Raw genomic sequence first — 11476 nt, 5'->3', positions numbered from 1 at the left:
CACCTCCGGATTGGCTGTATCCCTGATAAGTGTAAACCAGGTAGCGGCATCCGGAGGCGTAAGATGGTTTAAGGAACGTCGTAACCCAGCGCCGCTTTACGAATGCGGAACCACTGCTGGCGCGTCATAGGCAGTTTTTCCGCCACAATCGCCGAGCGCACGCGCTCGATTTTGCCCGAGCCGATAATCGGCAGCGGTTTCGACGGCAGGCGCAGCACCCACGCATAGACGACTTGCTCAATGCTATCTGCATTGAGCTCCTGGGCAATTTGCGCCAGCTCGTCGCGCAGCGGTTGGAAGCTCTCGTCATTGAACAGGCGTCCGCCGCCGAGACACGACCAGGCCATCGGTCGAATGCGCAACTGCTGGAGCTGATCGAGGGTACCGTCAAGCAATAGAGGCTGATGTACCGGTGAGATCTCGACCTGGTTAGTAGCCAGGGTGAAAGGCAGACGCGATTGTAATAGCGTAAACTGCGCCGGCGTAAAGTTAGATACGCCAAAGTGGCGCACTTTCCCACTATGATGTAGCGCGAGGAAAGCCTCTGCGACTTCGTCGGCATCCATCAGCGGATCCGGGCGATGAATCAGCAGTAAATCGAGATGATCGGTCGCCAGATTGCGCAGCGATTGTTCGGCGCTAAGAATGATGTGGTCGCGATCGGTGATATAGTGACCAATGGTATTTTCCGCACGCGCTTTAGTCGCAATCCCACACTTGCTAACGATTTCCATACGGCTACGCAGGTGCGGCGCTCGCTTCATCGCTTCGCCAAAAGCGGCTTCACACTGGTAATCGCCGTAGATATCGGCGTGGTCGACGGTAGTAATTCCTAGATCCAGGTGCTGCTCAATGAAACCAACCAACGCGTCTGTGGACATTTTCCAGTCCATTAGCCGCCAGTAACCCATAACAAAACGTGAAAATTCCGGCCCCTGCGGAGCCATAGCAATACGCTGAACCATAAACGCTTCCTCGACAAAAAAGTGTTCTGAGTATACGCATATTTGTCTTCAAAACAGTGAGGGTTGCTGCGGTTCTTCCGCGGGCGCCTGCTTAGCCGCGCGAATTTTACGCAGTAAACGCTGGCGGCACAGACGCAGGACCTCTTGTTTTTGCGCATCGCTCAGCTTTTGCCAATTGAAGCGCTCATCACGGCTACGAAAACAGCCGCGACAATAACCGCGTTCATCGGACTGACATATTCCCCGGCACGGACTCTGTACCGGGAAAAACTCAAGCTGCTCTGCCACCACCGCTCTCCCGTTTATTCTCTCTGTCTCTCATTGAAGACGCTCTGCCGCTCGCGCGCAACTTTTGTTGGTTTGTTATCCTCGCAGAATGATCATTTTGCTTGCATTAGACCAATCGGTCTACTACAGTGTGCCCCATGAACAGACACAGCGAATGCGATACCCGAGAACACATCCTCGTCACCGGCGAACAACTATGCATGCATCGTGGTTTTACCGGAATGGGCTTAAGTGAACTTCTGAAAACCGCGGAAGTGCCGAAAGGCTCTTTCTATCACTACTTTCGCTCAAAAGAAGCCTTCGGCGTCGCGTTGCTTGAACATCACTACACCGGCTATCTGCAGCGCCTGGTTGACCATTTTGACCATGGCGAAGGCAACTACCGCGACCGACTGCTGGCCTACTATCAGCACACGCTGAATCAGTTTTGCCAACAGGGCATTATCAGCGGTTGCTTAACCGTGAAGCTGTCGGCAGAGGTGTGCGACTTGTCGGAAGATATGCGTACCGCCATGGATAAAGGCGCCAGCCAGATTATCGCCCTGTTGGGCGAAGCGCTGGAAAAAGGCCGCCTGGAGGGTAGCCTGCTGTTTGAGGGGGAAGCAATTACCCTTTCACAGGTGCTGTACTCGTTGTGGTTGGGAGCCAATTTACAGGCCAAAATTACGCGTAGCGCAACGCCGCTGGAAAGCGCCCTTGCTCACGCCAAACAGATCATTGCAGCGCCTGCGGTTTAACAGGCGTTTTATTTAACCAGTTACAAGACGACCGGTCTACTCAGGAGTCATTATGTCAGAATCTAAATTGTTCAGCCCGTTAAAAGTCGGTGCGGTGACCGTACCTAACCGCGTATTTATGGCTCCGCTGACCCGTCTGCGCAGCATCGAACCTGGCGATATCCCTACTCCGCTGATGGCTGAGTACTATCGTCAGCGCGCCAGCTCCGGCCTGATTATCACCGAAGCGACGCAAATTTCCGCCCAGGCGAAAGGCTATGCCGGCGCGCCGGGCCTGCATAGCCCAGAGCAAATGGCCGCATGGCAAAAAATCACCGCTGGCGTTCATGCTGAAAATGGTCATATCGCCGTGCAACTGTGGCACACCGGGCGTATTTCTCATAACAGTCTGCAGCCAGGCGGCGCCGCGCCGGTTGCGCCATCGGCGCTGAGCGCAGGCACGCGTACTTCGCTGCGTGATGAAAACGGTCATGCCATTCGCGTCGATACATCGATGCCGCGCGCGCTGGAAACGGACGAAATCCCAGGCATCGTTGATGACTTCCGTCAGGCGGTAGGCAATGCCCGCGATGTGGGTTTCGATCTGGTAGAGCTGCACTCCGCGCACGGTTATCTGCTGCACCAGTTCCTGTCGCCTTCTTCTAACCAGCGTACCGACCAGTACGGCGGTAGCGTTGAAAACCGCGCTCGTCTGGTGCTGGAAGTGGTCGATGCCGTCAGCAAAGAGTGGAGCGCCGACCGTATCGGCATTCGCGTGTCGCCAATCGGTAGTTTCCAGAACGTCGATAACGGCCCGAACGAAGAAGCCGATGCGCTCTATCTTATTGAGCAACTGGCGAAACGCGGTATCGCTTATCTGCATATGTCCGAACCAGACTGGGCCGGCGGTCAACCGTATAGCGACGAATTCCGCCAGAAAGTTCGCGATCGTTTCCCGGGCGCGATTATCGGTGCTGGCGCCTACACGGTGGAGAAAGCCAACGACCTTATCAATAAAGGACTGATCGATGCCGTGGCCTTTGGCCGCGATTACATCGCCAACCCGGATCTGGTGGCGCGTCTGCAGAAGAAAGCGGCGCTGAACCCGCAGCGCCCGGAAAGCTTCTACGGCGGCGGCGCGGAAGGTTATACCGATTATCCAACCCTGTAATCCCTCCATTGATAGCGGCGTACCATCGCCGCTATACTCAAGACTCTGATGTATCAAAACAAACTGCATAGGGGAAATTATGCGCTTACTTCACACCATGCTGCGCGTTGGCGACCTGCAACGTTCTATTGAGTTTTATACCAACGTGCTGGGCATGAAGCTGCTGCGTACCAGCGAAAACCCTGAGTACAAATACTCGCTGGCTTTCGTCGGCTACGGCGAAGAGAGCGATACCGCGGTTATCGAACTGACCTATAACTGGGGCGTTGATAGCTACGAGCTCGGTACCGCCTATGGCCACATTGCGCTGAGCGTCGATAACGCGGCGGAAGCCTGCGAACGTATTCGTCAGAACGGCGGCAATGTCACTCGCGAGGCAGGTCCGGTGAAAGGCGGCAGCACGGTTATCGCTTTTGTTGAAGATCCGGACGGCTACAAAATTGAGCTGATCGAAGAGAAAGATGCCGGAAAAGGTCTCGGCAACTAAGTTAATTCGGGCGCATTCGCGCCCGTCAGGCTGCTGACAAAGAAGGAAACAGCGTGGTTTTTCCTTCTTTGTGGTTATCAGCCGAAAATCAATAAATTGATTTTCCTTGTTATTTGTCTAATGCAATCTGAAATCCCACTGATTGCATGACGTTTATCATCAATTTCATCGGGCGCGTTCGCGCCCGATGTTTTCTCCCTTCCTGCTGCAAGCCGCGGCAAAATTTGCCATAATGCGCGCTACTTTTTTCCAGCTAAGAGAATCTGATGTCCGAGAACGCTCAACTTAATGGTCTGTGCGGCCGTTTTCGCGGTTTTTACCCAGTGGTGATTGATGTTGAGACCGCCGGGTTTAATGCCAAAACCGACGCCCTGCTGGAGATCGCCGCTATTACGTTGAAGATGGATGAGCAGGGCTGGCTAATGCCGGACGAAACGCTGCATTTTCACGTGGCTCCCTTCGAAGGGGCCAACCTGCAGCCAGAAGCGCTGGCTTTCAATGGAATTAACCCAAACGATCCTGAACGCGGCGCGATAAGCGAATACGATGCGCTGCACGCTATTTTTAAGATGGTCCGCAAAGGGATGAAAGAGAGCGATTGCAGCCGGGCGATAATGGTGGCGCATAACGCGACTTTCGATCACAGCTTCACGATGGCCGCCGCCGAGCGCGCCGGGTTGAAACGCAATCCGTTCCACCCTTTCGTGACCTTCGATACCGCCGCGCTGAGCGGGCTGGCCTTAGGGCAAACCGTATTATCTAAAGCCTGCATCGCCGCAGGAATGGAGTTTGACGGCAGCAAGGCCCATTCCGCGTTGTACGATACCGAGCAAACCGCCCAGCTATTCTGCGAAATCGTCAACCGCTGGAAGCGCCTTGGCGGCTGGCCGCTAGCGCCGATCGAAGCATAAGCCATAAAAAAAGCGACTTCCGGGGAAGTCGCTTTTTCTTTGCAGCGAAGAATTACTCTGCTTTCGGCTCGTCAGCGCTGTGCTTGGCAGCCGTTTCTTTAATCAGCTGCTGCAGTTCGCCGCGCTGATACATTTCGATGATGATGTCGCAACCGCCAACCAGTTCGCCGTCAACCCACAGCTGCGGGAAGGTCGGCCAGTTAGCGTATTTCGGCAGTTCAGCGCGAATATCCGGGTTCTGCAGAATGTCTACGTAGGCAAAACGTTCGCCGCAAGCGGAAAGCGCCTGCACTGCCTGAGCGGAGAAACCGCAGCTCGGCAGTTTCGGAGAGCCTTTCATGTACAGCAGAATTGGGTTTTCAGCGATTTGACGTTGGATCGTTTCTAAAGTGGTGCTCATTGTCGTGCTTCCTTAAACATCTTTACGGCAGTAATTTGTCATTGTAGCGTCCTGGACGCAGGACCGATAATAACATTTTTTTCACTCACCACATTTTATCTTCTGTCGTCTGAAGTTGCCTTAAAAATATCACTTTGTAACGCCGCCGCGAGGCGAATTGCGCACTTTCTGTACGGGTCGGCGATTCTCTGACTTATTTTTTTGCAATCGTTAACCAAACGACATTTTAGATACAAAAGAGTATTAACTTTCTGGCTTTTTATGCTTTAGAATCATTCCGGTTTGTCATTCACCGTCAGGCATTGGTATATGTCTGTAATTTAATCAGGGGATTGCTCAGTGGCGCGGCTCAATAAAATCGCGATATCGCTCTGTGCATTACTGTTTACATCTATCTCGCTTACGCCATTGGCGCATGCTTCAGGGCATACGCACGCTTCGGCTACGCCGAAGGCGCATCCGGCGAAAGGCTCCACCGCCGAGCGTAAGAAGAAAGCGGCACAGAATAAATCTAAATCCACCGCTAAAACTACCCGTAAAAAAACCTCAAGCGCAAAGCACCCTACCCGTACTACCGCAGCAAGCCAAACCGCACTTAATCGTCAAGCCGCCGGCGCCAGCAAAAAATGCGTGTTGCGCAAAGGTTATAAAAAGCAGTGTGCGAAAACGGTAACCTCCAGCGAAGCAACGACGCTGGCGTTAAACAGCGTAAAAAGCAAATGCGTGGTGCGTAAAGGCTACAAAAAGCGCTGTAAACCTGTTGCCGATGAACCGAATCTGACGATTGCCGATGCGCACAAAGCCCGGGTGCAAAAAGCGCAAAGCACCGCGATGAATAAACTCATGGATCAGCTAGGCAAGCCTTACCGCTGGGGAGGCTCCTCTCCGCGCACCGGTTTTGACTGTAGCGGGCTGGTTTATTACGCCTATAAAGATCTGGTTAAAATTCATATTCCGCGCACCGCTAACGAAATGTATCACCTGCGCGATGCCCGCCCGGTTGACCGCGATGAACTGCAAAGCGGCGACCTGGTCTTCTTCCGCACCCGCGGACGCGGCACCGCCGACCACGTTGGCGTTTACGTTGGAAACGGAAAGTTTATCCAGTCGCCGCGTACCGGCCGTGACATCCAGATAACCTCTTTAAGCGAAGATTACTGGGTTCGCCACTACGTCGGCGCGCGCCGCGTGATGACGCCAAAAACCATTCGTTAAGAAACGCCGATCCCGGTTTGCCGCTGCGGCGGCATACCGTTCTGCTGTACATTCCCCTCCTCTTGCAGATTCAGCGGATACTGCATACGTTCCTCCAGTAGCGCGGGGTGACGGCGATAACTGGTCGGCGACATACCAAAATGACGACGGAAAGTACGGCAGAATGTCGCCTGGCCTTCAAACCCGAGCAGCAATGAGATACTCAGCGCCGAATCCTTCGTCTGTTTGAGAATGCCGGCGGCAATGGTCATTTTGCGTCGGCTCACATATGTTCCCAGCGTATAACCGGTAATCAGCGCGAACTGACGCTGAAAATACCAGTGCGAATAACCCGATTTTCGCGAGATCGCGGTAACGGGGAGCGCGGTAAAAATGTTGTCTTCGATCCATTCGATAATATCTATGACGATCGGAATGATATGTTCACTGACCATTTCATGTTTGTGCGCCATCTCTTTTCATCCATCAATTATGAGCTTTATGCTTGTTCAATAACGATTTCTTACTCCGAGGTCCGTTGCCTGCAGAGACAATTATATTTGTCATACAATTAAAATTAATCCTAATGATTATTGGGCATGAAAGTCATTCCCATTACGCATAATGCTCGCAAGCTAATGTTTTATAGCGATCTAAAAAGATAACAGGCGGTGAAGATACGAAGCGTTTTAGTCGTAGGCAGGCGCGTCGATGGGGAATTTGCGAATCATATCGCTCGCCATGCGCCAGACTGGCGAAGGCTTAATCAGTCGCGTTAGCAATGAATAACCTTTGTTGTTGTAAGTCTTTTAACTGACTTCAGCAAATGTTAACATTCTCAACACAATAACATGTAACACTCGCGACAGCGTTACACAGTAAATACTGTATTCAGGTGAATCTTCACCTAATTAATGTGAGAAAAAACAAAAAGTTATAAGGAGAGTAGCAATGTCGTTCGAATTACCTGCATTACCATATGCAAAAGACGCCCTGGCGCCGCACATTTCCGCTGAAACCCTGGAATACCATTACGGTAAGCATCACCAGGCCTACGTGACCAACCTCAACAACCTGATCAAAGGCACCGCTTTTGAAGGCAAATCTCTGGAAGAGATCGTTCGCTCTTCTGAAGGCGGCGTCTTCAATAACGCAGCGCAGGTCTGGAACCACACTTTCTACTGGAACTGCCTGGCGCCGAACGCCGGCGGTGAGCCGGAAGGCGAACTGGCCGCAGCGATTAACAAATCTTTCGGTAGCTTCGCTGATTTTAAAGCGAAATTCACCGATGCCGCGGCAAAAAACTTCGGCGCAGGCTGGACCTGGCTTGTTAAAAACGCAGACGGCAGCCTGGCTATCGTCTCCACCAGCAACGCCGGCACTCCGCTGACTACCGATGCGACGCCGCTGCTGACCGTTGATGTCTGGGAACACGCCTACTACATCGACTACCGCAATGCCCGTCCTAATTATCTGGAACACTTCTGGGCGCTGGTAAACTGGAAATTTGTTGCCGCTAACCTGGCAGCATAAAAACAAAACCGCAGCAGGGTTACCCCGCTGCGGTTTTTTCTTAGTGCGACTTAGTTATTCGCTAATGCTTCTTCTGGTTGAGAACGCCCGCCAAACAGCACCACCGCCAACGCCAGCCCGGCAATAATCGCCCCCATCACCGGCACAAAAGCATACCCGAGACCGCCGGATATCACCGCGCCGCCCGCCGCCGCGCCCAACGCGTTACCGAGGTTGAAAGCGCCAATATTCACCGATGATGACAGACCCGGCGCTTCGTGCGCTACGCGCATTACCCGCATCTGCAGCGGCGGAACCACCGCGAAGGTTGCCGCGCCCCACACGACCATGCTGACGGCAGCACCCAGTTGCGATTGCGCCAGCAGCGGAATAGCCAACATGATGGCAATCAACAACAACAGGAATCCTTTCAAAGTGCCGGAGACTGAACGGTCGGCAAACTTACCGCCCAGATAGTTGCCAAGCGAGAAACCGACGCCGATTAATACCAACATGGCGGTAACAAACAGCGGTGAAGCGTTGGTGATGGTATGCAGTACCGGAGAAATGTAGGTATACAGCGTGAACATTGCCCCGGCGCCCAGCACGGTGGTCAACAGCGCAGAGAGTACCTGAGGCCGCATTAATACCGACAGCTCGCGCTTCACGTTCGGACGCTCGCCGGCGCTACCTTTCGGCAGGGAGAACCACAGGCTTACCATCGCAATTAACCCCAGACCCGCCGTGGCCAGGAACGACATTCGCCAGCCGATGGTTTCACCAAGCCAGGTGGCAGCCGGTACGCCGCCGATATTGGCAATGGTCAGCCCCATAAACATGGTCGCGACCGCGCTGGCCTGTTTGTGTTTTGGCACCACGCTTGCGGCAACGACCGAGCCAAGGCCAAAGAACGCGCCATGATTGAGGCTGGTGATAATGCGCGACAGCAGTAGCGTCGTGTAATCCGGCGCAATAGAAGAGAGCACGTTGCCGAGGGTGAAGATCCCCATCAGGAAGATCAATGCATTGCGGCGAGCGCGATGCGACAGCAGTAACGTCATTAACGGCGCGCCAACCATCACGCCAATGGCATAGGCGCTAATCAGCATCCCCGCGGCCGGAATAGAAACATCTACGCCTTTGGCGATAACCGGCAGTAATCCCATCGGGGAAAACTCGGTGGTACCGATACCAAAGGCACCGATCGCCAACGCGAGTAAGGGAAAGTTGATTTTCATTCAGAGACTCCATCAGGCCGATTCAGGACACGGCATTACATCAGAAGCCAAAAGCATGACATCAATCACAGAAAAACAGAAGTAAACGAAATGACAAAAGATTTTTGCAGATCTGCTAATAATGGCGGGATGGGAGGGGAAGCCCCCTCCCTGCTGGAATCAGTGCAGTACCGCGGTCAACGCGGCGGCGACGATCAGACCCAGAACAATAACCGTCGTTGTCAGCGAAAACTTTAAATTTGTGTCCATCAATTTTCTCCCCTGATTATCCCCACATAGAAAGTGAGCTTGCTCATTTTTGCACAAAAATATGCAAAAATCTTCCCGGATTTAGAGTGATGCACATTTTTGCTCTTCCCCTTTGCCGCGAGATAGGACAAAATCCCACGCTAATTTGAAAGCGTATCGGCCATTGACCCCTTCCTGTCGTTCTGTGTCGTTTTCCCAGGTGTTGCAATGTTGATCATTGTATACAGGGTGTGTATAGGCAAACGTTTACGTATCGATAATCAGACGATCAGGTCAAGGTCTGGAGTGAGAAGTAATGGCAACTATTAAAGATGTAGCGAAACGCGCAAACGTTTCCACTACAACTGTGTCACATGTGATTAACAAAACCCGTTTCGTTGCGGAAGAGACGCGCAATGCGGTGTGGGCGGCAATTAAAGAACTCCACTATTCGCCAAGCGCCGTGGCTCGCAGCCTGAAAGTCAATCACACTAAATCGATCGGTCTGCTGGCCACCAGTAGCGAAGCGGCCTATTTCGCTGAAATTATCGAATCCGTAGAAAAAAGCTGCTTCCAGAAAGGCTATACCCTGATTCTGGGCAACGCCTGGAACGATCCGGAAAAACAGCGCGCCTACTTGTCTATGATGGCGCAAAAGCGCGTTGACGGCCTGCTGGTGATGTGTTCCGAGTACCCGGAGTCCGTACTCAGTATGCTTGAAGAGTATCGTCATATCCCGATGGTGGTGATGGACTGGGGCGAAGCCAAAGCGGACTTTACCGACTCGGTTATCGATAATGCCTTTGAAGGCGGCTATATCGCCGGCCGTTACCTGATTGAACGCGGCCACCGCGAAATTGGCGTTATTCCGGGCCCGCTTGAGCGTAACACCGGTGCCGGACGCCTGGCAGGCTTCATGCAGGCGATGAAAGAAGCGCATATCAATGTGCCGGAAAACTGGATTGTTCAGGGCGACTTTGAACCGGAATCCGGCTACCGCGCCATGCAGCAGATCCTCAATCAGCAGCACCGCCCAACCGCCGTGTTCTGCGGCGGCGACATCATGGCGATGGGCGCTATCTGCGCCGCCGACGAAATGGGCCTGCGCGTACCGCAGGACATTTCGCTGATCGGCTATGATAACGTGCGTAACGCCCGCTACTTCAGCCCGGCGCTGACCACTATACATCAGCCAAAGGACTCGCTCGGGGAAGCGGCATTCAATATGCTGCTCGATCGCATTGTTAATAAACGTGAAGAGTCGCAGTCCATCGAGGTACATCCGCGTCTTATCGAGCGCCGCTCGGTTGCCGACGGCCCGTTCGTCGATTATCGCCGCTAACGCCCTCCCCCCGGCGCCGGTTATTCCGGCGCCCGCAACCACTCCCGATTCAACGTTTCGCTGTCGCCAAGATAGTCAAGTAGCCAGCTCAAAGCGGGTGAGGTATCGCTTTGTTGCCAGGTCAGGCAGCAGGCGGCATCCGGGAATGGGTTTTCCAGCGTCAAAGCCGTCCACTCCCCGCTATCGATATGCGGGCGGGCAAAGTGGCCAGGCACCATCCCGACGCACAATCCTGCCGAAAGACAGGTGGCTGAAGATTCCCAATCCGGCACCACCACCCGCTTCTGGTTATCCAGCAGCCAGGTTGTGCGCTTCGGCAGCGAACGTGAGGTATCTTCGCGCACCAGGGACGGCCAGTTGCGCAACACGTCATCGCTGAGCGGCCCTTCCATCTGCGCCAGCGGATGGCTGCTGGCGACGACACAGTGCCAGTTCAGCATCCCCATATCGCGGAAAGCGTAGCGCCCGCCCACCGGAATCGAACGCGTCGCGCCAATAGCTAATTCTACCCGCCCATCGGCTAACGCATCCCAGACGCCGTTGAAAACTTCCTGAAAAACGATCAGTTCGACATCGCTAAAATGGCGATAAAAATCAACGATCATCTGGCGCATCCGCGCCGGTTTAACGATATCGTCCACCGCAATCGACAGCTGGCCACGCCAGCCGTTAGCAATCTGCTGGCACTGCTGGCGGGTGATCTGCATTTTTTTGATAACAGAACGTCCTTCCTGCAAAAACCAGTGCCCGGCGGGGGTCAATTCAACATCACGATGGCGACGTTCAAAAAGCGGAACCGCAAGCCACTCCTCCAGTTGTCGCACCGTGTAGCTCACCGCCGAAGGTACACGGTGCAACTCCTGCGCCGCGGCGCTGAAACTCCCGTTACGCGCCACAGCATCAACCACTTCTAAGGAATATTCAGACCACATATTCTGCCTGCAAAATTTTTGAATGCATGTGACAAATAATAGCGTTTCACAAGGCGGATTACACTCCCTACACTCTGCGGCATCGTACCTGC

At 53.6% G+C, this 11476-nt stretch carries 14 protein-coding genes; 7 read left to right on the top strand and 7 right to left on the bottom strand.

The features are described from left to right. Nucleotides 1-68: 68 nt before the first annotated feature. On the bottom strand, nt 69-965 hold the full coding sequence (locus tag PGS10_RS00235; protein ID WP_045392474.1) for an aldo/keto reductase: 897 nt from the start codon (nt 963-965) through the stop codon (nt 69-71). A gap of 48 nt (nt 966-1013) precedes the next feature. Beyond that, on the bottom strand, nt 1014-1256 hold the full coding sequence (locus PGS10_RS00230) for a DUF1289 domain-containing protein (protein WP_161801910.1): 243 nt from the start codon (nt 1254-1256) through the stop codon (nt 1014-1016). Between the two features lie 134 nt (nt 1257-1390). On the opposite strand from PGS10_RS00230, the gene PGS10_RS00225 reads away from it, so the two are divergent. The 4 genes from PGS10_RS00225 to rnt all read left to right on the top strand — a co-directional run bounded on the left by PGS10_RS00225 (nt 1391) and on the right by rnt (nt 4538). Next, the gene (locus tag PGS10_RS00225) at nt 1391-1990 is read left to right on the top strand and encodes a TetR/AcrR family transcriptional regulator (RefSeq protein ID WP_045392477.1); all 600 of its coding nucleotides are present in this window, start codon (nt 1391-1393) and stop codon (nt 1988-1990) included. 52 nt (nt 1991-2042) lie between these two features. Further along, complete coding sequence (locus PGS10_RS00220) at nt 2043-3140, top strand: alkene reductase (RefSeq protein WP_045392480.1); 1098 nt, start codon at nt 2043-2045, stop codon at nt 3138-3140. A 79-nt stretch (nt 3141-3219) separates the two neighbouring features. Then, complete coding sequence (gene gloA, locus PGS10_RS00215) at nt 3220-3627, top strand: lactoylglutathione lyase (protein WP_045373539.1); 408 nt, start codon at nt 3220-3222, stop codon at nt 3625-3627. Nucleotides 3628-3893: 266 nt separating this feature from the next. Further along, entirely contained in the window at nt 3894-4538 is a 645-nt protein-coding gene (rnt, locus tag PGS10_RS00210; protein WP_045392483.1) for a ribonuclease T, read from the top strand. Between the two features lie 52 nt (nt 4539-4590). Here the strand turns inward: rnt and PGS10_RS00205 are convergent, their stop codons facing one another. Further along, nucleotides 4591-4938, bottom strand: a complete 348-nt coding sequence (locus tag PGS10_RS00205; RefSeq protein WP_045392486.1) for a Grx4 family monothiol glutaredoxin — start codon at nt 4936-4938, stop codon at nt 4591-4593. Nucleotides 4939-5277: 339 nt separating this feature from the next. Between PGS10_RS00205 and PGS10_RS00200 the strand changes: the two genes are divergently transcribed. After that, a complete protein-coding gene (locus tag PGS10_RS00200) occupies nt 5278-6153 on the top strand; it encodes a C40 family peptidase (RefSeq protein ID WP_047077701.1) in 876 nt (291 codons plus the stop codon). On the opposite strand, the gene PGS10_RS00195 is transcribed toward PGS10_RS00200, so the two are convergent. Next, nucleotides 6150-6605, bottom strand: coding sequence for a helix-turn-helix domain-containing protein (locus tag PGS10_RS00195; RefSeq protein ID WP_047077700.1), 456 nt, complete (start codon nt 6603-6605; stop codon nt 6150-6152). The two genes, PGS10_RS00200 and PGS10_RS00195, sit on opposite strands and share 4 nt — an antisense overlap. Nucleotides 6606-7083: 478 nt before the next feature. Between PGS10_RS00195 and sodB the strand changes: the two genes are divergently transcribed. Further along, on the top strand, nt 7084-7665 hold the full coding sequence (sodB, locus tag PGS10_RS00190; RefSeq protein WP_015366881.1) for a superoxide dismutase [Fe]: 582 nt from the start codon (nt 7084-7086) through the stop codon (nt 7663-7665). A gap of 50 nt (nt 7666-7715) precedes the next feature. Here sodB and PGS10_RS00185 read toward each other — a convergent pair whose 3' ends face one another. Then, the gene (locus PGS10_RS00185; protein ID WP_015366882.1) at nt 7716-8882 is read right to left on the bottom strand and encodes an MFS transporter; all 1167 of its coding nucleotides are present in this window, start codon (nt 8880-8882) and stop codon (nt 7716-7718) included. Nucleotides 8883-9041: 159 nt separating this feature from the next. After that, nucleotides 9042-9131: a YnhF family membrane protein gene (locus tag PGS10_RS00180; RefSeq protein ID WP_032705726.1), complete on the bottom strand. Its 90-nt coding sequence runs from the start codon at nt 9129-9131 to the stop codon at nt 9042-9044. Nucleotides 9132-9426: 295 nt separating this feature from the next. On the opposite strand from PGS10_RS00180, the gene purR reads away from it, so the two are divergent. Further along, the gene (purR, locus tag PGS10_RS00175; RefSeq protein ID WP_015366884.1) at nt 9427-10452 is read left to right on the top strand and encodes an HTH-type transcriptional repressor PurR; all 1026 of its coding nucleotides are present in this window, start codon (nt 9427-9429) and stop codon (nt 10450-10452) included. A 20-nt stretch (nt 10453-10472) separates the two neighbouring features. Here the strand turns inward: purR and punR are convergent, their stop codons facing one another. Next, entirely contained in the window at nt 10473-11384 is a 912-nt protein-coding gene (punR, locus tag PGS10_RS00170; protein ID WP_047077699.1) for a DNA-binding transcriptional activator PunR, read from the bottom strand. Nucleotides 11385-11476: the final 92 nt, after the last annotated feature.

It is taken from the genome of Klebsiella sp. 141153 (assembly GCF_032601995.1).
GTDB lineage: Bacteria > Pseudomonadota > Gammaproteobacteria > Enterobacterales > Enterobacteriaceae > Klebsiella > Klebsiella aerogenes.
Note: the sequence above shows the minus strand (reverse complement) of the source record. Positions and strands in the feature narration are given on the sequence as shown.